The sequence below is a fragment of the Acinetobacter brisouii CIP 110357 genome, from assembly GCF_000488275.1.
In the GTDB taxonomy this organism is placed as follows: Bacteria; Pseudomonadota; Gammaproteobacteria; order Pseudomonadales; family Moraxellaceae; genus Acinetobacter; species Acinetobacter brisouii.
Map to the genome: position 1 here is coordinate 223,317 of NZ_KI530762.1, position 26,545 is coordinate 249,861.

The 26,545-nt window shown below is 40.9% G+C and carries 24 protein-coding genes and 1 pseudogene; 15 read left to right on the forward strand and 10 right to left on the reverse strand.

All coding sequences use genetic code 11. From position 1 onward, the window contains the following. The 12 genes and pseudogenes from P255_RS01015 to P255_RS01070 all read left to right on the forward strand — a co-directional run. Nucleotides 1-394 (forward strand): annotated as a pseudogene (locus tag P255_RS01015) (hypothetical protein); the annotation flags it as partial. A 1-nt stretch (nucleotide 395) separates the two neighbouring features. Then, nucleotides 396-1,289 (forward strand): prepilin-type N-terminal cleavage/methylation domain-containing protein, encoded by an 894-nt coding sequence (locus P255_RS01020; RefSeq protein WP_004899139.1) that lies wholly within the window; start codon nucleotides 396-398, stop codon nucleotides 1,287-1,289. After that, the gene (locus P255_RS01025) at nucleotides 1,289-1,990 is read left to right on the forward strand and encodes a pilus assembly PilX family protein (RefSeq protein ID WP_004899140.1); all 702 of its coding nucleotides are present in this window, start codon (nucleotides 1,289-1,291) and stop codon (nucleotides 1,988-1,990) included. The genes P255_RS01020 and P255_RS01025 overlap by 1 nt, the downstream gene beginning before the upstream one ends. Nucleotides 1,991-2,008: 18 nt before the next feature. Then, nucleotides 2,009-6,058 carry a pilus assembly protein gene (locus tag P255_RS01030; RefSeq protein WP_004899143.1) on the forward strand — a complete coding sequence of 1,350 codons (4,050 nt, stop codon included), beginning with the start codon at nucleotides 2,009-2,011 and terminating at the stop codon, nucleotides 6,056-6,058. An 11-nt stretch (nucleotides 6,059-6,069) separates the two neighbouring features. After that, nucleotides 6,070-6,534 carry a type IV pilin protein gene (locus tag P255_RS01035; RefSeq protein ID WP_004899145.1) on the forward strand — a complete coding sequence of 155 codons (465 nt, stop codon included), beginning with the start codon at nucleotides 6,070-6,072 and terminating at the stop codon, nucleotides 6,532-6,534. Next, nucleotides 6,534-6,971 (forward strand): type IV pilin protein, encoded by a 438-nt coding sequence (locus P255_RS01040; RefSeq protein WP_004899146.1) that lies wholly within the window; start codon nucleotides 6,534-6,536, stop codon nucleotides 6,969-6,971. Before P255_RS01035 ends, P255_RS01040 begins: the two co-directional genes overlap by 1 nt. A 147-nt stretch (nucleotides 6,972-7,118) precedes the next feature. After that, nucleotides 7,119-7,376 carry a 30S ribosomal protein S16 gene (gene rpsP, locus P255_RS01045; RefSeq protein WP_004899148.1) on the forward strand — a complete coding sequence of 86 codons (258 nt, stop codon included), beginning with the start codon at nucleotides 7,119-7,121 and terminating at the stop codon, nucleotides 7,374-7,376. Between the two features lie 19 nt (nucleotides 7,377-7,395). Then, on the forward strand, nucleotides 7,396-7,944 hold the full coding sequence (gene rimM / locus P255_RS01050; protein WP_004899150.1) for a ribosome maturation factor RimM: 549 nt from the start codon (nucleotides 7,396-7,398) through the stop codon (nucleotides 7,942-7,944). A gap of 46 nt (nucleotides 7,945-7,990) precedes the next feature. Next, nucleotides 7,991-8,731, forward strand: a complete 741-nt coding sequence (gene trmD, locus P255_RS01055; RefSeq protein ID WP_004899152.1) for a tRNA (guanosine(37)-N1)-methyltransferase TrmD — start codon at nucleotides 7,991-7,993, stop codon at nucleotides 8,729-8,731. A gap of 208 nt (nucleotides 8,732-8,939) precedes the next feature. Continuing rightward, nucleotides 8,940-9,308, forward strand: coding sequence for a 50S ribosomal protein L19 (gene rplS, locus P255_RS01060; protein ID WP_004899156.1), 369 nt, complete (start codon nucleotides 8,940-8,942; stop codon nucleotides 9,306-9,308). 167 nt (nucleotides 9,309-9,475) lie between these two features. Continuing rightward, on the forward strand, nucleotides 9,476-10,387 hold the full coding sequence (truB, locus tag P255_RS01065) for a tRNA pseudouridine(55) synthase TruB (RefSeq protein WP_004899159.1): 912 nt from the start codon (nucleotides 9,476-9,478) through the stop codon (nucleotides 10,385-10,387). Between the two features lie 10 nt (nucleotides 10,388-10,397). Beyond that, on the forward strand, nucleotides 10,398-11,168 hold the full coding sequence (locus tag P255_RS01070) for a sulfite exporter TauE/SafE family protein (RefSeq protein WP_004899160.1): 771 nt from the start codon (nucleotides 10,398-10,400) through the stop codon (nucleotides 11,166-11,168). Nucleotides 11,169-11,348: 180 nt separating this feature from the next. Here P255_RS01070 and P255_RS01075 read toward each other — a convergent pair whose 3' ends face one another. Then, on the reverse strand, nucleotides 11,349-12,257 hold the full coding sequence (locus P255_RS01075) for an EamA family transporter (RefSeq protein ID WP_004899161.1): 909 nt from the start codon (nucleotides 12,255-12,257) through the stop codon (nucleotides 11,349-11,351). Between the two features lie 83 nt (nucleotides 12,258-12,340). After that, a complete protein-coding gene (serA, locus tag P255_RS01080) occupies nucleotides 12,341-13,573 on the reverse strand; it encodes a phosphoglycerate dehydrogenase (protein WP_004899162.1) in 1,233 nt (410 codons plus the stop codon). An 89-nt stretch (nucleotides 13,574-13,662) separates the two neighbouring features. On the opposite strand from serA, the gene P255_RS01085 reads away from it, so the two are divergent. After that, nucleotides 13,663-15,072 carry an FAD-binding oxidoreductase gene (locus tag P255_RS01085; RefSeq protein WP_004899163.1) on the forward strand — a complete coding sequence of 470 codons (1,410 nt, stop codon included), beginning with the start codon at nucleotides 13,663-13,665 and terminating at the stop codon, nucleotides 15,070-15,072. 75 nt (nucleotides 15,073-15,147) lie between these two features. Next, nucleotides 15,148-15,912 carry a nucleotidyltransferase domain-containing protein gene (locus P255_RS01090; RefSeq protein ID WP_004899164.1) on the forward strand — a complete coding sequence of 255 codons (765 nt, stop codon included), beginning with the start codon at nucleotides 15,148-15,150 and terminating at the stop codon, nucleotides 15,910-15,912. Between the two features lie 100 nt (nucleotides 15,913-16,012). On the opposite strand, the gene pstB is transcribed toward P255_RS01090, so the two are convergent. From pstB to pstS, 4 genes are all read right to left on the reverse strand, one after another. Then, entirely contained in the window at nucleotides 16,013-16,891 is an 879-nt protein-coding gene (gene pstB / locus P255_RS01095; RefSeq protein WP_004899167.1) for a phosphate ABC transporter ATP-binding protein PstB, read from the reverse strand. A 1-nt stretch (nucleotide 16,892) separates the two neighbouring features. Continuing rightward, entirely contained in the window at nucleotides 16,893-17,735 is an 843-nt protein-coding gene (pstA, locus tag P255_RS01100; protein ID WP_004899168.1) for a phosphate ABC transporter permease PstA, read from the reverse strand. A 2-nt stretch (nucleotides 17,736-17,737) separates the two neighbouring features. Beyond that, the gene (gene pstC / locus P255_RS01105; protein WP_004754413.1) at nucleotides 17,738-18,688 is read right to left on the reverse strand and encodes a phosphate ABC transporter permease subunit PstC; all 951 of its coding nucleotides are present in this window, start codon (nucleotides 18,686-18,688) and stop codon (nucleotides 17,738-17,740) included. A gap of 101 nt (nucleotides 18,689-18,789) precedes the next feature. Then, nucleotides 18,790-19,815, reverse strand: coding sequence for a phosphate ABC transporter substrate-binding protein PstS (gene pstS / locus P255_RS01110; protein WP_004899170.1), 1,026 nt, complete (start codon nucleotides 19,813-19,815; stop codon nucleotides 18,790-18,792). A gap of 615 nt (nucleotides 19,816-20,430) precedes the next feature. On the opposite strand from pstS, the gene craA reads away from it, so the two are divergent. Continuing rightward, complete coding sequence (gene craA, locus P255_RS01115; RefSeq protein ID WP_035364916.1) at nucleotides 20,431-21,657, forward strand: chloramphenicol efflux MFS transporter CraA; 1,227 nt, start codon at nucleotides 20,431-20,433, stop codon at nucleotides 21,655-21,657. A 78-nt stretch (nucleotides 21,658-21,735) separates the two neighbouring features. Here the strand turns inward: craA and yccS are convergent, their stop codons facing one another. The 4 genes from yccS to P255_RS01135 form a co-directional block, all read right to left on the reverse strand. Continuing rightward, on the reverse strand, nucleotides 21,736-23,874 hold the full coding sequence (yccS, locus tag P255_RS01120; protein WP_081401993.1) for a YccS family putative transporter: 2,139 nt from the start codon (nucleotides 23,872-23,874) through the stop codon (nucleotides 21,736-21,738). A gap of 76 nt (nucleotides 23,875-23,950) precedes the next feature. Beyond that, nucleotides 23,951-24,499: a superoxide dismutase family protein gene (sodC, locus tag P255_RS01125; protein WP_004899175.1), complete on the reverse strand. Its 549-nt coding sequence runs from the start codon at nucleotides 24,497-24,499 to the stop codon at nucleotides 23,951-23,953. A gap of 123 nt (nucleotides 24,500-24,622) precedes the next feature. Then, nucleotides 24,623-25,708, reverse strand: coding sequence for an AI-2E family transporter (locus P255_RS01130; protein ID WP_004899178.1), 1,086 nt, complete (start codon nucleotides 25,706-25,708; stop codon nucleotides 24,623-24,625). 77 nt (nucleotides 25,709-25,785) lie between these two features. Beyond that, nucleotides 25,786-26,430, reverse strand: a complete 645-nt coding sequence (locus P255_RS01135) for an AAA family ATPase (protein WP_004899184.1) — start codon at nucleotides 26,428-26,430, stop codon at nucleotides 25,786-25,788. Nucleotides 26,431-26,545 lie beyond the last annotated feature (115 nt).

Below are 26,545 nucleotides of genomic sequence, written 5' to 3' on the forward strand. Positions count from 1 at the left end.
CAATAACGGCAATAACGGCAATAACGGCAATAACGGCAATAATGGCAATAATGGCAATAACGGCAATAACGGCAATAACGGTAATAACGGCAATAACGACAACCAGACTACTTCAGGTAACAAGTGTTATAGAGGTTTTTGTACGCCAACAGAAAAAGCGGAATTTGATGTTGATGAAGCTTCTGTACAGGCAACCAATGCAGGTATGACTTTGAATATGATCACTTGTCCAGGTACAGCAAATGGCCGTCGTTGTATTTATGTTGCTTGGGGTAAAACAGACCCCGTAGATACAACTGCGACAACGACAGGGCATATTGCATGTACCAAGAGTACAAGTTCAGGGTTTTCTTACAATGAGCATTCGACCTGTATTGTGATGGAGGCATATTAAGATGCGATATTCACAACGAGGGTTTACGCTTATTGAACTCATGGTGTCATTGGTTTTGGGCTTAATTATTGTGGCAGCAGCGGTTATGCTTTTTATTGCAGGGCAAAAAAGTTTTGCGCTACAACAAGGTGCTGCTGATATTCAGGATAATGCCAATTTTGCCTTAAATTACATGACCAAAGATATTCGGATGGCAAATTTAAATGCTGTAACCGCAACCATGACCGCGAGTTCTGCAAATGGTGGCATTGTTTTTAGCACGGCAAACTTGGCAGATGTCGCATCTTCTGCTGTCAGTCAAAGTGAGGTCAGCAATACATCGAATGTGAATGTTGGTAGTGACCAACTGGTTATTCAATATTTGCCAACACAAGCCCAAATTGACAGTGGTTTATTCGATTGTGAAGGAACACAAGTGACAGATACCTCTGTTTATGTGATTGAGCGTTATTTTGTGCGTCAGGATGCCAATATCAATAACAATGAAACGTCCGCGACAGCATTAGCGTTAGCATGTGCTGCTGGTCGCTCAAATAATTTGACAGCCTTTAATAGGGATAATGGTCAAATCATTATGAAGCGTGTGGATTATTTTCATGTCTTGCTAACCGTTCAAAATAGCTCGGGTAATTTTAGAGACATGACGATTGCTCAATACACAACCAATGCACCAACTGCTCGGATTGTGGGGGTTAAGTTGGGTATTTTGGCACGTTCGAATCAGTCTGTAGGTGTAGATTCAAATATTAACTTAGCTAAACCATTTGCTATTTTAGATCAGTCACCAGATCAGTCAGTGACTTTAAATAGCACAATACAATCTGCCCAGACTAAAAATTTACGTCAGGTAATTACACAAACCGTTGCAATTCGTAATGCTTTAGGAGGACGTTAATGATGAATCAGCGTTCTCAACAAGGTGCAACTTTAATCGTTGTATTAATCATCTTGTTATTTATGACGATTATTGGAACATTAGCTATTCGTCAAAGTTTGGTGTCATTAAATATTGCAACCAATGGCCAAGCACAGCAGTTAATGTTTGAAAATTCAGATGCCGCATTATTTAAAATTGAAGACCCTACTCAAGTCGAAAACCAACTTGCAACGAATGGTATGTTTGCTTATTTTGACTCGGATGATCATAAAACAGATGAGTTAGTTTTTTGTTATAAGGGGGCAAACTCAACATTTTTTAATTTGCAAAATGCGAGTGTGATTTCATCAGATGGAACTACAACAAAAAATGGAGTAGCAGGCTATTGTCAATCTACTTGGTTTTCAACAGGGCGATCAGCGATTTTGACGCAAGTTTATTTGACACAAGTTGCTAGTAACTCTAAGCCATTAGCTAATTTTACATTAGGTACAAGTGCTGGACAAAGCACGAATGTATCAAATACAACAAAAAGTATTTCTGTGACAGTGATTTCAGTGTTGCCAAGTTTTTCTAGTGCATCTTCAAGTGATATAGAAGATTGTTTTAAAAAGAATAAAGATGAGGTTGGTACGTGTTTTGGTGACCTTAATATTCCCTACAATGTCCAGCGCGCAGATTATACAGTTGGCGCCATACCAACATTGAAAACATCGTAAGAGATTGAGGATTTAAATATGAATAAATTATATCAGAAAATGCTTACTTTTACGGTGTCAGCATTTGTATCTTGCATGGTTTGTCAAAGTGTATCCGTGCAAGCAAGTGATATTGAAGTTTATGCCAATGCTGCAGCTGGGAAAACCTCAATTTTATTGATGCTAGATACTTCAGGGAGTATGGGAATTAGTTCGTTAGTTTTACCTAAAACGAACTTATATGGTAGTCCTGGAGATGTAGATAACTCATTGTGTGATCGTGTCAGTGTTTCAGAATATCAAAGCAATAGATCATCAGCATCAAATTTTTATGAGTGGGCATATAATTTAAAAGATACCAATGCGAGTAGCCCAACCTATAATAAAACCTCGATTTATAAATCAGTTACAATTGGTACGACTACTATTCCTTATTATGTTCGTGGGTGCACAAGTGGGGGAGTTACACAATATGATAGGTTGTCACGGTTAAAAGATGCAATTTTACCTTTACTGGCAGACACATCAAGTGCGGGACTATCTAATGACACCATTATGGGGCTGGGGCAGTTTTCTTCTAAAACAGAGCTTATTGTTGGTACAGCGAGTAATCGTTTAACAGATGGTCATTCTGGTCGGATTTTAGTACCAAATGGTGCATTAACTAGCACTCAACGGATTAATATTGCTCAGCAGATTGCAGCCATTAAGTCCCTAGATACTACGACAAATGAAGATGGGACTCCAAATTCTGATTTAAAATTATCGAGTAATAGCTATCCTAATGTAACAAAAGCATCCAGTGGTACGCCCACTGCTCAAGCCTATGCTGAAGCTGGTGCTTATATGATGGGAACAGGTACAGGTACAGGTGGTACAAATAGTGGTCAAGTTTCCACTATTTATGATGGTTATATGGTGATGCAAAATGGTTCAGAACAAGTTTATTTTGTTTGTATGGGATTAGGGAGTGGGACCACAAGTGCTTTAGGGGCGACAGTTAAGCAATGTAATAATAATTGGCCTTCCTATGATAGTGCAAATAAAACAATTGGAACGGGTACGATTTCTGGAGGGGTATATAAACCAGATGGGAGTGGCGGTTGGACTCAAATCACTTCACAGAGTAATTTCAAGACACAGTCTGGCATTACCATGGCTAATGGCTGGGAGACCTTTAGTAAACTACCAGTTGGATGGCGTTATGGTGGCTGGATGAAAGTTGCGAATGAGCCGATGGATATTGAGCCGATAGTTGGCACAGTCTGGACAGGATATGCTGGTAAAAATGGAAACGATACAATCGGTCTTGTATCCTATCGCACAAATCCATTTTTAGTTGGGGGGACAACGGACAGCTTAATTGGTGGTTTTGCTTTTTCTGCTGATGCATCTAAAAATGGAAATGTTTATAGAGCAGGTGGAAGTGCATCTTCTTGTGATGGTAATGGTATTTACTTTTTAACAGATGGTGCACCAAATTCAACTAAAGACACAATGGCACAAACCATTATGAATCTTACATTGAATAATAATAGCAATTATACATTTACCGCTAAACCATCTGGTACCAATGTATTGGTTTCCCCAACATTACAATCAGGGTTATTTACTGGTGAAACAGGTGGTTGGGAATATATTGGTGAGTACTCTAAGAAATTGTTAGACAGAACTAAAAACCCAGCAAATATGTCAATTAAAACTGCAGTAGTCGGGTTCGGTTCATCTTTTTCAGGGATTCCAAAAAATGCAGATGGTACATATAACTGTGCCTCAGTACAAACAACAAATCAGGATGCTTATAATGCATGTAAGTGGGGTGGAGCTGATTTTGGTAAAGGAGGATTCTATTATGCTGAGAACTCTAATGATATTAAAAATAGTATCACAAACTTTGTAAAAAATGTTACACCTACATTTCAATCAGTTACTACAGGTTCTCCGACTTTACCACAAGATGCTTTAAATCCATTGCGTATTCAACCGTATGGTTATTATGCTTCATTTGTTCCGACTCCGCAGGATTCTACGCAACTTTGGGTAGGAAATTTAAATAAATATAATTTACTTAATGGTCAGCTATATGGTGCAGATAAAACCACTAAATTATTTAATACAGATGGTTCTTTGAACTCCAGTGTTTCAGGTATTTGGACGGATGGTGTAAAAGGTCAATTACCTTTAGGGATTGTTACTGGTTCTAAAGTAAATCGTACCATTTATACCAATCGAAAAATTACAAATAGCGTAGCATCGGAAGATAAAACCTTAAATCAAATTACTTTTACAAGTGATTACTTGAATTCAGATCCACAACGTAATTATTGGTTAAATCTACTCGGTTATAATGTGGCGGCCAATGATCAGTCAGACTTAAGTACTTATATTGGAAAAACACCAGATTTACGTCAGCTTGGTGCTACCATGCATTCTACCCCAATATTACTGACACAAAGTGGGACAATTACAAGCACGTTAGATACAACAACACGTCAAGATTATTTGCTTTTTGGAAGTACGCAAGGTTTACTCCATGTTGTAGACAAAGATGGTAAAGAGGTCTTTGCATTTGTACCGAATGAGATGATGAATAATACTAATCAGCGCAATGCATTTTTGAGTACAACTTCTAGCACGGCTGGTAGCAGTAATTTATTTTATGGTATAGATGCACCTTGGGCAGCATATACTCAATATGTTGCAAATGCAGATGGCTCCTTGACTGTTGGTAGCTCTGATCGAAGCACGACTGCTAATCCGATTAAAGGCAAGCAATGGGTGTACGGTGGCTTACGTATGGGAGGGCGTAGCTATTATTCGCTAAATCTCACCAATATCTCTAGCCCAAGTTTAAAATTCCATATTAGCCCTGATGACTCCAGTATTACCAATTCGACAGAAACAACATCGAATGTCTCTGCACTAAGTTTTATGGGGCAAAGCTGGTCTAAACCAACGATTGCACGCGTGAAATTTGCAGGTCAGTCAAAATTAGTGATGATCGTTGGTGGTGGATATGATGCTGGTTATGAGTCGCCAAATTATGATCAAACCAATCAAAAAGGTGCGGGCATTTATATGTTCGATGCAGATAATGGTCAGTTACTATGGTGGGCAAGTGCCAATGCATCAAGTGCGACTGATGTGCAGGGTGCACAAGCAGTTACGGTAAATTCTAACTTAAAATATAGTGTTGTCAGTCAAATTAATGCAATTGACCGAGATGGTGATGGCTATGTCGATAACTTGTATTTTGGCGATTTGGGGGGACAGGCTTTTCGGATTGACTTAAATAATGCTACTTCAACAACAACACAAAAAATTGATGCTCGTGTTGTACGTCTTACTAATCAGCATGTGACAGGTGGAGCAAGTCCTCGCTTTTATGAAATGCCAAGTTTTTCTGCCCAAAATGATTCTTCTTTAGGTTTATTTGGTGTGGTGGCTTTTAGTTCTGGTAATCGTAGTTCCCCATTATCTGGTGTAACAGGTACAAATAATTTAACGGCTACAACTAGTGCAAATGACGGCGTATTTGTAATTTATGACAAAGATATTAGTAAGAGTGATTTATATAAATCGACTTATTCGTTACTGACTCAAGATGTAACATTGCAGTCATTAAATACAAATTATAGCAATGGTGTTGCTGTAACAAATGGTGGCTGGGTCTATCGATATGGAAATGGTGCTGGTGTTGGAATATGGAAGGGTATGAATAGCCTTTATGCAGTGGATAGTATCTTATATACCAATGTTTATTATCGTGATGGTGTTGGTATAGGTGGCTCTTGTGGAGCAGGTGTAAAAGGAGATTCCTATCTATACCGTTTCTGTTTGCCTACAGGAAAGTGTGATCGATTTACTTCATCAGTTAATACAGATGGTACTCCAGATCGTGTGAAGCTTGGTGCTGGGATATTGGGAGCAGGTTTAGGTGCATCTAATGCGACAGGTAATGAGGTAAAAAGCACCATTACAACATCAACGGATTGTACGCAAGCTGCTAATAAAAATAAGATTGAATGTCAAAGTTTTAGCAATGCAGGCACCATTCGAACTTTACGTTGGTACGAAGCCAATCAATAAAGGAGTTGACTATGCAAAAAGCTCCTTTATTTTTAAAAAATCGAGGATTTACTCTTATTGAAATGATGGTTGTTGTTGTAATAGTTGCTATTTTGGCGGCTATTGCGATACCCAGTTATCAGGAATATGCGCGGCGCTCACGTGCAGCTCAAGCACAACAGGAAATGCAGCGTTTGGCGGTATTACTTGATCGCTGGAAAGCACGTAATTTTAATTACAAAGGCTTTTCAACCGCCAGCACAACTGTTGCATCTACAACAAGTTATCCCTATACCGTTACGATTGTAGATCCCGATGCGAGCAATGCTGCTTTAACAGATAACTCGGCAGTGGGTCGCAATTGGGCGATTAAAGCAACCACAACGGATCCGAAAAATTATAATTTTTTGCTGACCAGCAGAGGTCTGCACTGTAAAAATAAAACAAGTTTTGATTCATACGGTGACTGTGGTTCAAGCGGTTCAGAGAATTGGTAATGAAAATAACAAAACGCGGTTTTACTTTAATTGAACTGATGATAGTGGTTGCGATTATTGGAATTTTGGCGGCAATAGCTTATCCAAGTTATAAACAGTATAGAGTCAAGACCAATCGTGTTGATGTCCAGACAGAACTGATGCGCGTGGCAGGGCGTTTGCAAAGTTATAAACTGATCAATAACAGCTATGCAAGTGCAACTCTAACAGGTGTTGGCGGTACTGCAAATTATCCTAGTACAGGAACGGCTTATTATACGGTTGCCCTAACACTTGATGATGATAATCAAGGGTATAAGTTATCAGCTACACCCGTAAATACAACTGTGCAGAAAGGCAATGGTGTTGTGTGTTTAAATCAAGACGGGCAAAAGTATTGGTCAGAAGGTTCAGTAAGCTGTGTTTTAAGTAGTTCTTCAACGTGGGACAGTAACTAAAAATAAATTTTAAACGGTGGATAACTTAAATTTTGATCTTTCATTTGGGGTGAATATCACGTAAAATACCGCCCTCTATGAAAGGGGTTTGAAGTGTTGCCGATGGTCGGCGCAGGGATAATCCGTAAGAATTATAAGGCTTTTATCATGGTAGTTATTCGTTTAGCGCGCGGTGGTGCAAAAAAACGTCCATTTTATCAAATCGTTGTGACTGATAGCCGCAATGCACGTGATGGTCGTTTCATCGAACGTATCGGTTTCTTTAACCCAACTGCTCAAGGTCAAGCGGAAAAACTTCGTTTAGATACAGACCGTTTTGCACATTGGGTTGCTCAAGGCGCTCAAGCTTCTGAACGTGTTGCTTCTTTAGCTGCTCAAGCTAAAAAAGCTGCAGCCGCTGCATAATTTTTGTAGTAGGTAGCCCATGACACCAACACAGAATGTACCCGAAGATCGTATTCAGATTGGACAGTTACGTTCAGCTTATGGATTGAATGGGTGGCTCTGGGTCTATTCCAATACAGAACCCATGAGCAATATCTTTGACTACCTGCCTTGGTACATTGAAACCAAAGCAGGTTGGCAAACAGTCGATGTAAAACGCTGGAAACCACATGGTAAAGGCTTGGTTGTTGCGCTTAAAAGTGTGAGTGATCGCACGGCAGCCGACAGCTTGGTTGGTGCTAATATCTGGATTTCAAAATCGCAATTACCTCAACCAGGCGTGGATGAGTATTACTGGTCAGATTTGAAAGGCTTAACTGTGTTGGGTCTGGATGATAATGAACAGGAAGTCAATCTCGGTCAAATTCACGAGCTGTTTGAAACAGGTGCTAACGATGTCATGGTGGTTCGTGCCACAGCTGACAGTGTTGATGCCGAAGAGCGAATGATTCCATGGCATAAAGATGTGGTACAGCGCGTTGATCTTGAAGCTGGTCGAATTTACGTGAATTGGGGCGTAGATTACTGATCCTTTTTGCGAAGGACGAACGCAGCAGGAAATAGAGGAATCTGTAGTGTTTTTTGCAGTGATTACGCTTTTTCCTGAAATGTTTGAAGCGATTACAGCTTACGGGATTAGCGGACGTGCAGCAAAGCGCGATATTGTACAAGTCACTTGTATTAACCCGCGTGATTTTGCTGAGGGCAACTACAAACGAGTGGATGAACGTCCATTTGGTGGTGGTCCGGGTATGGTGATGATGGCTGAGCCGTTGGCAAAAGCAATCTCTCATGCCAAACAGCTTGCAGAGCAAGCGGGAGCAGTTCATGTACCTGTGGTGTATATGTCACCACAAGGTAAAACCTTAAATGAACAGGCAGTACAGCAGTTTGTTGAATATGACGGATTGATTGTATTGTGTGGACGTTATGAAGGGGTTGATGAGCGGTTACTCCAAAAATATGTCGATCAAGAATGGTCGATTGGAGATTACGTTTTATCAGGTGGTGAACTTCCTGCGATGGTTTTGCTTGATAGCATCATTCGTCGTTTGCCGAATACGATGTCAGATGAGCAATCTGCGATACAAGATTCTTTTGTGGATGGTCTTTTAGATTGTCCACAATATACCAAGCCAGATCATTTTGAAGGATTGGACGTCCCAGAGGTCTTAAAATCTGGGCATCATGCCAATATTGAAAAATGGCGGTTTTTGCAGCGTTATCAACGCACACTTGAACGTCGTCCCGAGTTGGTCGAGCAGGTGGAGTTGACCAAGCAGCAAAAAAAATGGCTAAAAGATGAGCGAGGATAAACAGACATTAATCATGTTTGTCTGAGCACAAGATAGAAGCAATGCTTCGAGTTGAGATTTAAACTTATGTTTAAGTCTTCTTTAATAGGCTCTTTATGCATTGAAGTGGTCAAACATAAAGAGAAAGATAATCGGGTCTATGCGCTTTAGCCTCTATACCCAGTGGATATCAGACCTCTTCTGACCCACACATCATTGGAGATACCCCATGAGCGGTAAGCATCCTTTAGTTCAAGCTGTTGAAAATGCACAGTTAAAATCTGACATCCCTGCTTTTGCACCAGGCGACACTGTTATTGTCCAAGTAAAAGTAAAAGAAGGTGATCGTGAACGTCTTCAGGCTTTTGAAGGTGTTGTCATTGCTAAGAAAAACCGTGGTTTGAACTCTGCGTTCACAGTACGTAAAATTTCTAGCGGTGTTGGTGTTGAGCGTGTTTTCCAAACTCACTCTCCAATCGTTGCTAAAATCGAAGTGAAACGTCGTGGTGACGTTCGTCGTGCTAAACTTTACTATCTTCGTGACTTGTCTGGTAAAGCTGCACGTATTCGTGAAAAATTGCCAGCTCGTAAAGCTTAATTCGCTTTATTTGAGTCAAAAAAATGCGCCGAATCAGGCGCATTTTTTATGCCTGTGATTATTCCAAGAGATAAAAATTCGACTGTTGAGAATAAGTACACAATCCTGCTGAAGATTGTTTAGGCTTTTGTTAAGATGGCGTGTCATTTTTTTTGATTACTGCATGTATGTCTGTTGCTAAGCCTAAAATTCAGCGTCGTCCAATTAGCGGTGTTTTTTTACTGAATAAACCGCTGGATATTAGTTCTAATGCCGCATTACAAAAGGTGCGCTGGTTATATCGGGCAGAAAAAGCAGGGCATACTGGTGCACTTGACCCCTTGGCAACAGGTTTATTGCCAATTTGCTTGGGCGAGGCCACCAAATTTTCGCATTATTTGCTTGAGTCGGTGAAACGCTATCAAACGACTGTGAAGCTTGGGCAAACCACCACCACAGGCGATGTGGAAGGGGAAGTTTTACAGCAGCGTCCTGTACCTGAACTGACTCCAGAAAAAATTGAACAAATCCTTGAGCAGTTTCGTGGTGATATTCAGCAAGTTCCACCGATGTATTCAGCCTTAAAAAAACACGGCAAACCATTATATGAGTTGGCACGCCAAGGAATCGTGGTTGAGCGAGAAGCACGTCCGATTACGATTTATCAATTACAATTAATTGAATTTACTCAAGATAGTTTAACTTTAGATGTGATTTGTTCTAAAGGCACATACATTCGTGTATTAGGGGAAGATATTGGTGAAGCACTGGGCTGTGGGGGGCATTTAAGTGCATTGCATCGAACGGCAACAGGTCATTTTGATTTAATTCCAAGCTATACCTTGTCCTATCTGGAAAGTTTAACCGAGGCTGAGCGCGAGGCATTGTTATTGCCTGCGTATGCACCTGTTGAGCATTTGCCACAGGTTCAAGTTCCTGAGGGGCGTAGCAAGTATTTCTGTAATGGTTTGGAAAGTAACATTGATCATGCTGCCGCAGAGCAAGTTTTGGTATTTGATGGTGAACGCTGTTTAGGTTTGGCACAAATTACCGATAAAAAGCGCTTAGTTCCTAAGCGAGTCCTTCATTTAGAAAAGTGATGATTACTGCATGGATACAATAACGATCTTAAGTCTGCTTGGGTTTGCATTTACCGCAGGAGCCATCGATGCTGCTGTAGGTGGCGGTGGACTGATTCAGATTCCAGGGTTGATGAGCACTTTCCCCTCAATGTCAACTGCTACGGTCATCGGAACCAATAAGGTTTCTTCTATTTTTGGTACAGCATCGGCAGCCTATACATTTGCACGTAAGGTCAAGTTGCAGTGGAAATTACTGCTGGTGATTGCAATTTGTGCCTTGATCAGCTCTTTTGCTGGTGCAGCATGTTTATCTCTCATTCCCCAATCTGTTTTACGCCCTTTTGTGTTGGTCATGCTGATCATCATTGCCATTTACACATTTATGAAAAAAAGTTTTGGGCAAGTGGCAGTCGATTTGCACATTACCCCAAAATTGCTGGTGTTGGCTGCTATCGGCAGTTTGGCAATTGGTTTTTATGATGGGGTTTTTGGTCCAGGAACGGGAAGCTTTTTTATTTTCTTCTTTATCCGTTTTTTGGGTGTGGATTTTCTACATGCTTCAGCCTTGTCGAAAATTGGCAATTTTATGACGAACCTTGCCGCATTAAGCTTTTTGATTCCAACAGGACATGCAATCTTACATATCGGTTTAATGATGGCTGCTGCCAATGTAGTCGGGTCTGTGGTTGGTGTACGAGCGGCCATGAAGTATGGTAGTGGCTTTGTGCGTAAGATTTTCTTGGTGTTGGTGACGATTTTGATTTGTCGAATTAGTTATCAGACTTTTACAGCGAGCTAACTTCGTCGCATATTGTTTTTGGATCATTAGACTTCTTTTATAAGTCCTTTTTATTTCTCCCTATGGGAGGAAAATAAAGAGTGTGTAGGCAATTATGAAAGAAGTCTATTGTTTAAAAATGCTGGTCTGAATCCAAATATTTGGCAGGTTTTGAAAAAGTGGCAGAGATTGCCACTTTTTTTATGCTTGGTTTTGCTTGAGAGAGTTGAGTTGTTGCTCTATCTTCTGTTTGCCGAGTTGAGTGGTAAATGTACAGCCAATTGATGCAGTCATAATGGTAGCGAGTGCGAACCACTGTGTCCAAAGTAAATGCTCCGATAAAAACAGCGCGCCAGAGAGTGCTGCAAAAGCGGGCTCCAAACTGGTCAGCGTACCAAATAGCAACGGACTTAAATGGCGCAATGCCACCATTTCTAAAGAAAAAGGCAAAGCGCTGGCGAGGAAAGCCAAGCCAATAAAATACAGTAGATAAGGCAGTTCTAAGACTTTGATTGGTGTTCCAATCCATAGTGCTATCGGGAGCAACACACAAGAGCCGATCAACATGCCTAAACACACGGTATGATTGCCTGAAATTCCTGAAGGACGATTGCCTGTTAAAATATAAACGGCCCAACAGGCACCAGCACCAATCGCCAGAAAAATTCCAACAGGATCGAGAGCCTGCTGGGTTTGATTCCACGGAAATAACAGTAACAAGCCTACAATTGCCAAGCCGACCCAGATCAGGTCGTAACGATGTTTGGCATGCAGTAATGCGACACTCAAAGGCCCAATAAACTCAAAAGATACCGCTATACCCAACGGTAGGCGATTTAAAGATAAGTAAAATAAGGCATTCATACCTGCAAGTGCCAAGCCATAACCGAGAATGGATACCCAGCGAATCTGTTGCCATGCCACACGCCAAATTTGAAAAAATACAGCAAGAAGGGCAAAACCCAAAAATAACCTTAATGCGGAAATACTGAGCACAGGAAATGAAGCAAATAAAATTTTGGCGAGAGAGGCGCTGGCTTGTACACTGACAATCGCAATCATGAGTAGGGCAATTGACTGGACAGTATGATTATTTCTGAAAAAGCCCATGTTGTAATTATTGATCAAATGGTAAAAATATAACGATAAAAAAGCCACAACACAAGGTTGTGGCTTTTAAAGTCTGTTGAGGCTTAGAACAATACGCGAACGCGGATTGTGCCTTCAACGTGGTTCAACATCTCAAGTGCTTCGTGAGATGCAGAAGCGTCAACGTCCATGACCAAGTAACCAACATCACCTTTGGTCATTAAAGTCTGACCAGAGATGTTAATGCCTTGTTCAGCAAACAAGTTATTGATTTTTGACAATACACCCGGAATGTTTTTGTGGATGTGTAGTAAACGGTGTTTACCTTCAGTCAATGGTAATGCGATTTCTGGGAAGTTCACCGCAGAAAGTGTCATACCTTTGTCAGAGTAAGCCACAAATTTCTCAGCAACTTCTAAACCGATGTTGGCTTGCGCTTCCATGGTTGAACCACCAACGTGAGGTGTTAAGATCACGTTGTCTAAACCACGAAGTGGAGAAACGAATTCTTCACCATTGGCTTTAGGCTCTTTCGGGAATACGTCAACCGCAGCACCTGCAAGGTGACCTGATTTGATCGCATCTGCCAAATCTTCAATGATCACACATGTACCACGTGCAGCATTTAAGAAGATTGCACCTTCTTTCATTTTGCTGAATTGTGCTTTACCGAAGAAGTTACGTGTCGATGGAACATCTGGTACATGTAGTGTTACAACGTCAGCAGTTTCAAGTAATTCGTCTAAAGAACCGACTTGGCGTGCATTACCCATTGGTAATTTAGTCACTGCATCATAATAAATCACGTGCATACCCAAGCTTTCTGCAAGTACAGAAAGTTGCGAGCCAATTGAACCGTAACCAACAATACCTAAAGTTTTTCCGCGAGTTTCAAAAGAACCTGCTGCAGATTTGTTCCAGCCACCACGGTGACAGCTTGCTGATTTTTCTGGCACGCCACGAAGTAACAGGATGGTTTCTGCAAGAACAAGTTCAGCAACTGAACGGGTATTTGAATATGGTGCGTTAAATACTGGAATACCACGAAGCATTGCTGCTTTAAGATCGACTTGGTTTGTTCCAATACAGAAGCAACCGACTGCGATAAGTTTGTTTGCAGCAGCAAACACTTCTTCAGTCAATTGAGTACGAGAACGAATACCAATAAAATGCGCATCTTGAACGGCTTCTTTCAAAGCTTCGCCTTCAAGCGCAGTTTTACGATAGTCGATGTTGGTATAACCCGCAGCATTTAAAGTGTCGATGGCATTTTGATGCACACCTTCTAACAATAAGAAACGAATTTTATCTTTAGGTAGTGATAGATGTTGGCTCATTACCGCTCCGCTACATAAGGCCAAATTTGGTCGCAATATGATAACATAGTGAGCAACAACTTGTTTATTTCTTGCTAGGCGTGTACACGATGAATGCTTCTGTCACTTTATCACCTGAATTACTGAATCAACTGACGGCAATTGTAGGTGAAAATCGCATCAAAACTGATGCCGATAGCTTAGGAAACTGGGGGAAAGACCATACTAAGCACTTTGACCCAAACCCTTCGGTGATTGTATTCCCATCGAGTACTGAACAAGTCCAGGCGATTGTTCAGCTTGCCAACCAATATAAGGTTGCCGTGACACCATCGGGCGGTCGTACAGGCTTGTCTGCGGGTGCTGTTGCAGCCAATGGTGAAATCGTGGTGAGCATGGACAAGATGAACCAGATTCTGGAATTCTTGCCCGCAGATCGTATGGTGCGTGTTCAGGCAGGCGTAGTGACAGAGCAGCTGCAAAACTATGCAGAAGAACAAGGCATGTATTACCCAGTCGATTTTGCATCGTCAGGCTCAAGTCAGATTGGCGGTAACATTGGTACCAATGCTGGCGGTATCAAAGTGATTAAATACGGCATGACCCGTAACTGGGTGTTGGGCCTCACTGTCGTGACAGGAAAAGGCGATATATTGCACCTGAACAAAGGCATGATTAAAAATGCAACAGGTTATGCATTGCAACATTTGTTTATTGGTAGCGAAGGCACATTGGGCTTGGTGACTGAAGCTGAAATCAAGCTTGAGCGCAAACCACAAGACTTGCAAGTGATGGTGCTGGGTGTACCCGATTTTGATGCGATCATGCCATTGTTACATGCATTCCAAAGCAAGATTGACCTGACTGCATTTGAGTTCTTTGGCGAACTTGCCATGCAAAAAGTGTTAGATCATGGTCATGTACAACGCCCATTTGAAACGCCATGCCCATTTTATGTGTTGCTTGAGTTTGAAGCGCCATACGAGCCAATCATGGAAAAAGCCATGGAAATCTTCGAGCACTGCATGGAACAAGGTTGGGTGCTTGATGGTGTGATGAGCCAAAGCCTCGAACAAGTACAAAACTTATGGCGTTTACGTGAAGATATTTCGGAATCGATTGCACCGTTTATTCCGTACAAAAACGACATTTCAGTGCTAATCACGCATGTACCTGCATTTATTAGAGAAATTGATGCGATTGTGACTGAAAACTACCCAGACTTTGAAATCTGCTGGTTTGGTCATATTGGTGATGGCAACTTACACTTGAATATCTTAAAACCTGCGGATTTGACCAAAGATGAATTCTTTGCCAAATGTCAGGTGGTGAACAAGTATGTGTTCGATACCGTGAAAAAATACAACGGTTCAATTTCGGCTGAACATGGTGTGGGTATGACCAAAAAACCATATTTGGAATACAGCCGTTCTGCTGAAGAAATTGAATATATGAAAGCCTTGAAGAAAGTATTTGACCCGAATGGTTTAATGAACCCAGGGAAACTATTTGATCTTTAAGACTTGATTGAATAGAAAAATTTCTGCTAAAAGCGTATCGAAAGATACGCTTTTTTTATATTGAGAATAGATAACATGAACATCGAAAAAAATATTCAACAACTTTTTGAACAGCGTCAGGACATTCCACTGTTTTATATTGAAAGTGGCAGTCGCTTATGGGGTATGGCAAGCCCTGACAGCGATTATGATGTACGTGGTTTTCACTTGCCCAGCAAAGCACAATATTTTGATTATAAGAAACATCGTGATCTGATTGAAATCATGGACGGTGATTTTGACTTTGTATCCTATGACCTCGACAAAATGTTTGGACTCTTAGCAAAAAGCAATCCAACTGTTTTGGAGTGGGTACGAGCGCATATCGAATATCTCAATGCTGTTCCTGAATGGGATGAGTTTAGACAGGGATTGCTTGAACGCATTGACTATAGTGCCTTGTATTATCATTATTTGTCTTTGGCTGAAAATGGCATGAAAGTCATGCAAGTCGCAGATAACTTTACTTATAAAAAAGTATTTTACTCGATTCGTGGGTTGTTGTCGGCTGAGCTAGCATTGCAAGAAAATATGCCTGCATTGCTGATTACCGATTTGTTTGCCCAAATTGATCCAAATGATCCTTTACGAAATTGGGCTGAAAATTATTTAGAAATTAAAAAACAACAGAAAGAAAAAGCATTGCTATCTGAAAATGAGCAGTGTGAAATTTTAAAGCAGCTAGAGTTAAAACAAACACAATTGGCAGCGCAAAATATACAAAAAGCCAATCGGCGTGAGCAGCTAGATCAGTATTTGACTGATTATAGCCAGTATTTAAAACAGCATTTTTATGGTTGATTAGGATGCTAAGTATCAAGACCTCCCATAAGCTCCTCAAATAAAAAAAGACGATATTTAAATCGTCTTTTTTTCGGAACTTTAAAAAACAGAGAAAAACTTAACCGAAACGTCCAGTAATATAGTCTTCTGTTTGCTGTTGTTTTGGATTGGTGAAGATATTGTTAGATGTATCTAACTCAATCAACTTACCTAAAAACATAAAGCCTGTATAGTCAGAAATACGCGCTGCCTGCTGCATGTTATGCGTTACGATCAGAACAGTGTATTTTGATTTCAATTGTTCAATCAGTTGCTCAACTTTTGCAGTAGAAATAGGATCTAGCGCAGAGGTTGGCTCATCAAGCAATAACACTTCAGGTTTCAACGCCACAGCACGAGCAATACATAAACGCTGTTGCTGACCACCCGATAAACCCAATGCGCTTTGGTGCAGTTTGTCTTTAACTTCATCCCACAAAGCCACGTCACGCAGAACTTTTTCTACGCGATTGTTCATCTCGGCTTTAGACAGTTTTTCATAATGACGGATTGCATAAGCAATGTTTTCATAAATGGTCATTGGGAAAGGGACTGGTTTTTGGAAAACCATGCCGATTTTAGCGCGGAGTTCGTTTACAGAAATATTGTCGCTTAAGATATTTTGACCATCAAACAAAACCTCACCTTCAGCACGAAGTTTTGGGTAAATATCATAAATACGGTTAAACACACGCAATAACGTAGATTTACCGCAACCTGAAGGTCCGATCAGCGCTGTGATTCGGTTTTCAGGAATAATCATATTAATATTTTTAAGTGCCTGTGCTTGGCCATAATAGAAATTTAGATTGCGTATATCTAGTTTAGCCGTTTCAGGTGTTAACAGCGGCGAAGTATGGGTTACTGAATTAAACATGTGTGTATTATGCGATGATGTATGCTGTGCGCGTTGCGCATCTTGCAAATTGCTCGAGATAGATGGAGAGGTGGTATTCATTTTATTTATCCTTTTTGATTAAGATTGTGCGAGAAACAATGCCAAGCACAAGGACAAAAAAGGTCATAAGGAGTGCGCCAGCCCATGCGAGTGCATGCCAGTCATCATAAGGACTCATCGCATATTGGAAAATCACTACAGGCACGTTTGCCATCGGTTGTAATAGATTGGTTGACCAATATTGGTTGTTGAGCGCAGTAAAGAGTAGAGGTGCTGTTTCACCCAGAATACGGGCAAGTGCCAGCAAGATGCCTGTAACAATCCCTGACATGGCAGCACGATAAAGTACCTGCTGAACAATCTTCCAGCGTGGAATACCTAGAGCCTGTGCAGCTTCACGTAGGGTGTTTGGAACCAGTTGCAGCATCTCGTCAGTGGTACGTACTACAACAGGCAAAACTAAAAATGCCAATGCTACTGCGCCTGCGATGGCAGAGAAATGCCCCATTTGGCGAACCATAAGTTCATACACAAACAGACCAATCACAATCGAAGGTGTTGAAAGCAAAATGTCATTAATAAAACGGATACAAAAACCAAGTTTGGTTTCACGTGCGTATTCAGACAGGTAAGTTCCTGCTGCAATACCAATAGGCGTACCGATTAAAACTGCGATGGCACTCATAAAAATACTGCCAAAAATGGCATTGAGTAATCCACCTGTTTCACCTGGAGGCGGTGTCATTTCGGTAAGTAGGTTTAAATGCAAAGCAGGTAAACCGTTTTTCAAGGTAGTCCACAAAATCCAGACTAACCAGAACAATCCAAATACAGCAGTGAATAAGGACATCGCTTTTGCAAGAGAGTTTTTAACTTGACGAGTTTTCCAAAGCGCATTTGACATGATTACGCTCCTTCACGGCGTGATAGACGCCCTAACATGAAACGTGCAATCGCGAGCACAATAAATGTTACGACAAATAAAATAAAGCCTAGAGCAAGCAGCGAAGACAAGTAAATACTAGAATCTGCTTCGGTAAATTCATTGGCAATGGTTGCCGAAATCGAGTTACCTGGTTCAAGCAATGACAAGCTAAGTTGGTGAGCATTACCTAATACGAATGTCACAGCCATTGTTTCACCTAAGGCGCGACCTAAACCTAGGAAAATACCGCCGAGTACCGCTGAACGGGTATAAGGTAAAACGATATCCCAAATGACTTCCCAAGTGGTATTGCCGACAGCATAAGCAGATTCAATCAGTGGTGTTGGCACGGTTGCAAACACTTCACGCATAATAGAAGAAACAAAAGGAATAATCATGATGCTCAGTACAATACCTGCGGTGAGCATACCTAAACCAATTGGTGGTCCTTGAAACAGTGGACCGATAAGTGGCCATGTACCCATATGGTCATTGACCCAAGGGTAGATGTGATCCGCCATAAATGGCACAAAAACAAATAAACCCCACATACCATAAATGATAGAGGGAATACCTGCGAGTAGCTCAATTGCTGTTGCAATTGGTGTACGGATCCACTTCGGTGCAATGTTGGTAATAAAAATAGCGATACCAAAACTGACAGGAACGGCAATCAACATCGCAATCAGAGAGGTGACTAATGTGCCATAAATGGGAACAAGAGCACCAAAATTTTTCTCAATCGGATCCCAAGAACTGTTCCAGATAAATGAAAATCCAAAGGTTTGAAAAGCTTCTTTGCCACTCCAAATCATGGAAAAAGATGCAGCAAGCATAATCAGAAGCACAAAGATGGCACAGCTTTTGACCACATAGTGAAACAGTCGATCATTACGCTGATCTTTTGAGTCTGTTTGACTATTCAGGTTCATTGTTCTATCTAGTTTCATCATTGAAAATCTTTAATTAAGAAATAGAGATAAATCCAACAAAACGAATTCTGTTGGATTTAAAAAAAGAGGCGATGTCCAGATTACTTAACGTTAATGTTTTTAATCCAGTAACCTTCAATTTGTTTAGTTAGGTTTGCAGGTAAAGGAATGTAGTCCAAAGAACGTGCATTTGCTTGACCGTGCTCAAGTGACCATTTGAAGAAGTCAAGAGCATCTTTGCTTGCTTGAGCAGATTTTGGTTGCTTATGCATGATTACAAATGTAGTTGCAGTGATTGGCCAAGAGTTAGCACCAGATGCATTGGTAATTACATTATAAAAATCAGGTGATTTGCTCCAGCTTGTACCCGCTGCTGCTGCTTGGAAAGTTGCAGTGTTTGGTTGTACAAAGTGACCTGCTTTGTTTTGCATTGCTGTGTAGCTCATACGGTTTTGTAAAGCGTATGCAAGTTCAACGTAACCAATAGAACCTTTGATTTGCTTCACATAAGCAGCAACACCTTCGTTACCTTTGCCGCCAATACCTGTAGGCCAAGAGATAGATGTACCTTCACCAACTTTAGATTTCCAAGTTGGGCTTACTTTAGATAGATAGTTTGCCCAGTTGAAAGTTGTACCTGAACCGTCAGAGCGGTGAACAACAGAAATACGTTGGTCAGGAAGGTGCAAAGAAGGGTTTAAACGTTGGATTGCTGGATCATTCCACTTGGTTACTTTACCCAAGAAAATGTCTGCTAGAACAGGACCAGTCAAACGTAAAGCGCCTGGACGTACACCGTCAACGTTCACAACTGGAACAACACCACCAATAATAATTGGGAATTGTTTTAAACCAGCAGCATTTAACTCAGCAGGAGTTAATGGCATGTCTGATGCACCAAAAGTTACAGTGCCTGCTTTAATTTGAGCAATACCACCACCAGAACCGATAGATTGGTAGTTGATTTTATTGCCTGTTTTAGCGTGATAAGTTGCTGACCATTTTGAAAGTACAGGATATACAAATGTAGAACCTGCACCCGTAATTTCACCTGCATGCGCTACGCTAATAGCAAGCGTCGCAGAGGCTACTAAAGTGCCAAATATTTTTTTAGAGAAGTAAGTCATAGATATTCCCTGTATGGAAGGTATTTCCACCTTAAGTTCATTAAGGATGGAAGATGAGAATGAACTAAATTGAGTGTTAATTTAATGTGACTGTGTGACAGCAAAGTGACTAAAATATGTCACTTTTGTTACAGCGGAAAAGATTAAAAAAGAAACGTGGTTTAATTACTTTGTTGCAAAATAAATTTTTAAAATTAATATTGGTTTAAGTTTTTACTGAAAATTTAATTTTAAATCTGTAAGTTTAAGATCAAGGTCTTGTTAAAAATCAATCATATGCAAAAATACTTTTCCCTTAAATTCTTGCTGTTAATTTTCGCAGAAAGCATGAATGATTGAGTATCTTGAACCTGATAAAGTGTGATCCACGCACCTATAAAATGACAGGTTTTTATTCAACCTAAAAAATATATGACACTGCATTGTATTCGCTGTAATCATTCAGTCATTGCTGTAAAAAGTGTTATGGTATGACGTAATCACATCTAAACTGCTGCTTATTTTATTTTTTGAATGCCTTATACATACCTTGTATTTTTTATTTTGCTTGAAACCTGTCTCTATATTTTGCCTGCTGCTCCAACGTTTGGCGCGGTTCTTTATTGAAGAAAAACGATGCAACGCATCCCAAAAACATTGAATCGTTCAACCCTGATGTTTCCGTTAGCACTCGTACTGTTTGAGTTCTCGGTTTACATTGGAAATGATCTGATTCAGCCAGCCATGCTGGCAATCACCCAAGATTTTTCTGTCAGTGCGACTTGGGCACCTTCATCCATGTCGTTTTATTTACTGGGGGGAGGGTGTGTGGCTTGGCTGCTTGGCCCACTTTCTGATCGACTTGGGCGCAGGCGAGTGCTGCTGACAGGTGTATTATTTTTTGGTGTGTGCTGTCTGCTGATTTTATTGACTCAAAATATACAGCAGTTTTTAGCCCTGCGTTTTCTACAAGGTATTGGCCTCACGGTGATTTCGGCAGTGGGTTATGCAGCGATTCAGGAAAATTTTGCTGAGCGCGATGCAATTAAAGTCATGGCACTCATGGCCAATATTTCTTTACTTGCTCCTTTGCTTGGACCTGTGCTGGGGGCATTTTTGATTGATTATGTGTCATGGCATTGGGGATTTATAGCCATTGCCGTTTTGGCTGCACTGAGCTGGTTTGGTTTAAATAGCCAAATGCCGCGACAACAGCAGAGCATTACACGCCAGCCTTTTGTGTATTTGTTCGATGATTTTAAGCGTGTATATCGCAACTCACAATTTCTAGGGCTAAGTCTGGCTTTGCCTTTGGTGAATATTCCGTTGATGTTATGGATTGCACTGTCACCTGTAATGTTGGTTGATGAGCTTAAACTGAGCAGTCTGGCTTATGGATTATCACAATTTCCCGTGTTTTTAGGGCTGATCGCAGGAAATGCGCTCTTAATTAAAGTGATTGATCGTTTTGCATTGGGGCGAACGGTTTTTATAGGTGTACCGATCATGCTATGTGGGGCTTTATTTTTGCTGAGCGCCGTTTGGTTGTCGCAATATGCGCTTGCATTACTCCTGATTGGTATGACCTTAATCAGTTTTGGTGAAGGCATCAGCTTTTCAGTCATGTATCGTTTTGCCTTAATGTCTTCCAGTGTATCGAAAGGTACAGTTGCCGCAGCAGTTTCTATGCTGCTGATGCTGAGCTTTTTTGTGGTGATTGAGGCTGTACGCTGGCTGTATACCCAATTCCATCTGATTGCATTTTCTGGAAGTTGTGTGCTGTTGCTGATTCTATGGTTTTGTTATCCGAGGAAAGTGTTTAAACAATTACTGGATCAAAGGCAGCAGGCAGGTCTGTTTTAGTAGCATCTTGCAGTTTATTGATTAAAAAAATATTGAAGTCAGGCGTGGCATTGTGTTCAAGCACACGCCTGAGAGGTCTTACTTAATCTCTTGTCTAAGTAACTGCTGGCGTAAGTGGAGTAACTCAGGCAGAGTTTCTAATAATAAACTGATCTGTTTCAAGATTAATAATAAATGATCTGACAAGTTTGCTTGCTGACTAAGTATTTTAATTTCTTTCAGTTTTTCCTGAATTTGAATGTCGGCTAAAGGCTGTTGTTGGAGCAGTACAGCATTTAAAGTCTGCTGACACCAATGCATCAATTCTAGAATCTGTGGATCTTGCACCTGTTCGCGGTGACTCCCCAGCGCTGAAATATAACTGAGCTGACTATGGCTATAGACCAGATAACGAAAAGCATGATGAATTAGGGTCGGATTGGGATGTGGTTCAGCACTCAGACTGGAAATCATGGCAGACAGCTCAATCTGTTTATTATGTGCAAAACGCCGAGCCCGACGATAATGCATACTGTTACTTTTACCTTGCTGATACTGCTCGACTACGGCATCCAGATAAGCCAATGTCGCTTGGGTTGAGTTTTTGATATTGTTAGAAATATTTCGGAAATTCCAGTCGGGCCAAATCAGGCTGACTGCTAACCATGCAATCCCGCAGCCGAGCAGGGTATCAATAATTCGCGGTAAAATAATTTCATAGCCTGACCCTTTAATATTAAAAATCAGTAGCACCATCAAGGTTGCCATGAGGGTTGCCATCGAATATTTTTTGACCCGTAAATAGAAAAACAGCACGCCACAAATGACAGTCAGCAGCAGTTGCCCTTCAATACTCGGAACAAAATATAAAATGGGAATACCACATAACACACCTAGTAGTGTGCCCAGAGTCCGCATTTTGAGGCGTGACTTGGTAGCAAAGTAGCTGATTTGGCAGACAAATAAGCTGGTGAGTAAAATCCAGTAACCATTTCGGGCAAAAGGCAGCAGAGAAATGGCATAACCCACCAGAAATACGACCGCGATGCGCACAGCATGGCGAAACAAGGCAGATTGGGGACTCAGATGTTGCTTAAGTTTTAAGACGAGATCATGCCAGCCTTGAATATCATCATCGAGTAAATTCAGATTGTCATCGAGTGTGGTCGTGTGTTGTGGCAAATGATTCAGTGCCAAAAGTTGCTGATGTAGATTATGCAAATTATTTAAAATGAGCTGTAAATTTTTCACTTCCAGATTTTCTGGATTGAGTTGTACCCAGTCGTGCATAGATTGTTCTAAATGCTGAAGCGCCAAACTATGCTCAGGATTGACCACATACGGTTGCCGATTCAGTACACACTGCGCAATTTGCTCACAGGCGAGCGCATTCATGCGGATATTTTTTTGAATGCGAAAAATTAAATCGCTACGGCTAAAATTGGCTTGAATCTGTTCGTAATGTAAATAATTGGAGGTTGCCTGTTCGTGAATATCTTGCGCCAAAAAGTAGAGATGTAGCCAGTAAATGGTATTTTTATTGGCACGTGAGGCTTTCAGGCGTGTCAGCAGAGCGGTTTTGGTCTGATTTAAACTTTGCACTACAGCCGAATTTTGCACGGATAAATCAAACAGCAATTGCTCAACCAAGTGCTGATGGTCGGGGTCGAAGAGCTTGGATTTGATTTGAAGTAACCGAGCAATCTGTTGAAAACTGGTCGAGAGATAATCCTGTACCACCAGTGTCGGTTTTAGCAGGTAAAAAATAATCGCTGCACAACTGTACCAGATCGCACCCAAAACAAAACAGCTAGGTTGCCAGTACCAGACGTGTGCTTCGCCCAAACCAAACATGGTATAAATCGACAGTAACACTGTTCCAAAGGAAATGGTCGCGTAGCGTTGCCCCAAGCCGCCCAGTAAAATAAAACCCGCACTGGACAACGATAAATACAAAATAAAGAAAATAGGATAGGGGTGTAACAACTCTAAAATGGTGCTGGTGATAAAAAACAGCACACAAACATAGAGTAAATTACGCAAGCGAATACTGAGCCGATCATCGAAATCGGTTAGGGCTGCCGCAATAGTTCCAAGAGTCACAGGGACAATAAATTGCCCCAAGTGCAAATAATATAAACCGAGTGTGGTGCCAGTCAGCACAATACACATTTGTAAGCAATACATGATCAATGCATTGCTCAGGTAACGCTGAAGCAGGGTATAAAAGCTATTCACGTTATTGATTTTTAGGTGATTATGTCAGTATTTAGACTGGACTTTTTTCAAGTTCTTGTCAATTACACTGCACGCTTTATGGAATTAGCCCGCATGCAATCCGTTCACCGCCACCGCCAAATGGTTTTGGCGAGTCCGAATAGTTGTCACCACCTGCATGAACCATGATTGCCAAACCATGGACATCACTGAGTTTTAGGCGAGGTGCAAGTAGCTTTTGATTGGCATTTCCATTTGCATCGACCTGAAGTACAGGTAAATCACCCAAATGTCCTGTGAGGGGTGTGCCATGATGAGCGACTTGTTGAGGGTTAAAATGCGCGCCTGCAGCAAGAGCAGCAGCCATCTTGCCATCTTTCATCGCAGGGTCACATGATCCTTTTTCATGAACATGAAAACCATGCATGCCTGAAGGCAGTTTGGATAAATGGGTGGTAATGACTAAACCTTGAGCAGAATCCTGTAACGTCACAGTTCCGATTTTCTCGGCAATTCCCTGTGCAGTCACAGCATTCATGGTCACTTGCTGCTGTGAGGTATGTTTTGAATGCGACCAAGACTGGCAACCGGTAAGTAGCATGGAACCGAGAAGGCACAAGCCTGTGAGCTGAATAAAATGACGCATGTGATTATTATCCTGTTTTATTTTTTTACGTCTTTTATTCAAGCAAACAAAAATTGAGGCATTGTTCGTAATCGGTTAGCGCATGTATGAATTTGTTATACCGATATCAGTAAATGCATTGTATCACTCTGATGTTGAAGTTGAATTCTCCAGTTGTTGTTCATGAATCCATTCCCGCCAGATTGCCAGTAAAATCGCCAGAACGACAGGGCCAATAAATAGCCCGATTAGGCCAAAACTGGCAATGCCCCCCAAAACGCCAAACATAATCAATAAAAACGGAACTTGGGTCGCTCCTGAAATCACCAGAGGGCGAATCACATTGTCAGACGTACTGACAATACAAACACCCCAAGTTAATACGCCAATCGCTGCAAAAATCTGCCCTTGTGAAAATAACCACAAACTGACGGCGATATAAGAAATTGGTGTACCAAATGGAATCAGTGCCAACACAAAAGTGATAATGGTTAAGAACATCGGGTTGGGAACACCCGCGATAAAATAGCTCAGACCTGCCAAAATGGCTTGTGCAATTGCAGTTAAACCAATGCCGTACACTACAGCGCGCGTGGTTTGGGAAATCGTTTTTAAATAATGATGAATACGGGGGCCAACGACTTTTTCCAAGGCATGCTTAAACTGATTGAGTAAGGTAATGCCATCACGATAAAAGAAAAACAGCGAAAACAGTGCAAAAAATAATTTCACCAGATTACGGCTAATTTCACCTAAGACAAGGCGGCCATAATTTACGTGGCTTTGTAACCACAGCATAATATTTTGTCGTAAAGCGTGCGGATCGCTATTTAACTCGTCCAGTATGCGTTGAATGTCATGACCAATAATTGGAAGACCTGTAATAAATGCAGGTAAGTTCAGATGCCCAGAAAATAATTGTTGTTGGACTGCATTAAATAACTGCTGCCCTTCATTTTGCAAAATAAAAATTGCAAATACAAAGGGCACGCCAATCACCAAAATAATCAGCAATAACATGAGGGTTGCACTGAGATTGGTACGTTGCTCACCGCATTTTTTCAAGATCCAGCGGTAAATTGGCCAAGTCATATACGCAATAATGATGGCCCAAACCACAGGGACAATAAAATACTTAAGAACACTGAAACTTAAATACAGCAGGATAAAAAACAATCCGAACAATAAAATACGATGTAATAAAATAGGAGCAGATTTTTGCACGTGCATCTCAAAATTAAGGTTTTTTTAATATTCGTATATTAACTGAAAAACACGTGGTGGCAAATTGATCTACTTTGGAGGCTTTAAAACCATGCTGTCGAGTCGTCAATAATCACGTTGAGTAGTGGTTGCCATTGTTTTTGAATGGTCTGATAGATTTTCTGTTGTTTATCAAAAATACTCAAACCTTGCATGGCAAGTTGCCCATAAGCGCTACGCTCAGAAATCCATGCAATCGGTTCTTGTTCAATTTTGCTAAAAAAATCCTGAATATCTTTCGAGCTGGCACTGTTGGCTTTGACACGGTTTGCCAGTAAAAGCAACTCGACTTTACCTTTGCGTACGCGTTTAATCTCTTGTAAATGCTTGAGAAAACGGCGTGTACTGTCAATATCAAAAAATGATGGCTGTATGGGGATAATAATTGCATGACTTTCGCTGATCAGTTGTTCAGCATGCTCACCTGACAATGCACCTGGTGCATCAATAATTAAATATTCAAGATTTTTGGGTACATCGCCAATTGATTTTTCATTGCGCCAGTCCAGCGATTGAATCGCGACGTTATGTTCAGGACGTTGTTTTAACCATTGCAGGCTCGATTTTTGATTGTCAGCATCGGCGAGTGCAACGCGGTAGTTTTTTGCTGCAAGGGCACTGGCAAGCGTAATGGCTGTATTGGTTTTTCCGCATCCGCCTTTTTGGTTAGCAATTAATATCGTTTTCATGTCTTTTATATAAAAAATATAGGCTTGATTACTTTAGCACTTTTTCCTTCATTACGCTTATGACATGACAAAAAGTCCTAAGCCTGTTTAAATGCGTCAATTTAGACACAGGAAA

What these genes read in the sequence shown, in the direction of transcription:
- P255_RS01020 (WP_004899139.1), top strand. Translation starts at nt 396, where the DNA reads ATGCGATATTCACAACGAGGGTTTACGCTTATTGAACTCATGGTGTCA.
- rplS (WP_004899156.1), top strand. Translation starts at nt 8,940, where the DNA reads ATGAGCGGTAAGCATCCTTTAGTTCAAGCTGTTGAAAATGCACAGTTA.
- rimM (WP_004899150.1), top strand. Translation starts at nt 7,396, where the DNA reads ATGACACCAACACAGAATGTACCCGAAGATCGTATTCAGATTGGACAG.
- truB (WP_004899159.1), top strand. Translation starts at nt 9,476, where the DNA reads ATGTCTGTTGCTAAGCCTAAAATTCAGCGTCGTCCAATTAGCGGTGTT.
- P255_RS01025 (WP_004899140.1), top strand. Translation starts at nt 1,289, where the DNA reads ATGATGAATCAGCGTTCTCAACAAGGTGCAACTTTAATCGTTGTATTA.
- P255_RS01130 (WP_004899178.1), bottom strand. Translation starts at nt 25,708, where the DNA reads ATGCACGTGCAAAAATCTGCTCCTATTTTATTACATCGTATTTTATTG.
- serA (WP_004899162.1), bottom strand. Translation starts at nt 13,573, where the DNA reads ATGAGCCAACATCTATCACTACCTAAAGATAAAATTCGTTTCTTATTG.
- craA (WP_035364916.1), top strand. Translation starts at nt 20,431, where the DNA reads ATGCAACGCATCCCAAAAACATTGAATCGTTCAACCCTGATGTTTCCG.
- P255_RS01070 (WP_004899160.1), top strand. Translation starts at nt 10,398, where the DNA reads ATGGATACAATAACGATCTTAAGTCTGCTTGGGTTTGCATTTACCGCA.
- rpsP (WP_004899148.1), top strand. Translation starts at nt 7,119, where the DNA reads ATGGTAGTTATTCGTTTAGCGCGCGGTGGTGCAAAAAAACGTCCATTT.
- pstA (WP_004899168.1), bottom strand. Translation starts at nt 17,735, where the DNA reads ATGTCAAATGCGCTTTGGAAAACTCGTCAAGTTAAAAACTCTCTTGCA.
- P255_RS01030 (WP_004899143.1), top strand. Translation starts at nt 2,009, where the DNA reads ATGAATAAATTATATCAGAAAATGCTTACTTTTACGGTGTCAGCATTT.
- P255_RS01090 (WP_004899164.1), top strand. Translation starts at nt 15,148, where the DNA reads ATGAACATCGAAAAAAATATTCAACAACTTTTTGAACAGCGTCAGGAC.
- P255_RS01085 (WP_004899163.1), top strand. Translation starts at nt 13,663, where the DNA reads ATGAATGCTTCTGTCACTTTATCACCTGAATTACTGAATCAACTGACG.
- P255_RS01040 (WP_004899146.1), top strand. Translation starts at nt 6,534, where the DNA reads ATGAAAATAACAAAACGCGGTTTTACTTTAATTGAACTGATGATAGTG.
- pstS (WP_004899170.1), bottom strand. Translation starts at nt 19,815, where the DNA reads ATGACTTACTTCTCTAAAAAAATATTTGGCACTTTAGTAGCCTCTGCG.
- sodC (WP_004899175.1), bottom strand. Translation starts at nt 24,499, where the DNA reads ATGCGTCATTTTATTCAGCTCACAGGCTTGTGCCTTCTCGGTTCCATG.
- pstB (WP_004899167.1), bottom strand. Translation starts at nt 16,891, where the DNA reads ATGAATACCACCTCTCCATCTATCTCGAGCAATTTGCAAGATGCGCAA.
- P255_RS01135 (WP_004899184.1), bottom strand. Translation starts at nt 26,430, where the DNA reads ATGAAAACGATATTAATTGCTAACCAAAAAGGCGGATGCGGAAAAACC.
- P255_RS01075 (WP_004899161.1), bottom strand. Translation starts at nt 12,257, where the DNA reads ATGGGCTTTTTCAGAAATAATCATACTGTCCAGTCAATTGCCCTACTC.
- P255_RS01035 (WP_004899145.1), top strand. Translation starts at nt 6,070, where the DNA reads ATGCAAAAAGCTCCTTTATTTTTAAAAAATCGAGGATTTACTCTTATT.
- pstC (WP_004754413.1), bottom strand. Translation starts at nt 18,688, where the DNA reads ATGAACCTGAATAGTCAAACAGACTCAAAAGATCAGCGTAATGATCGA.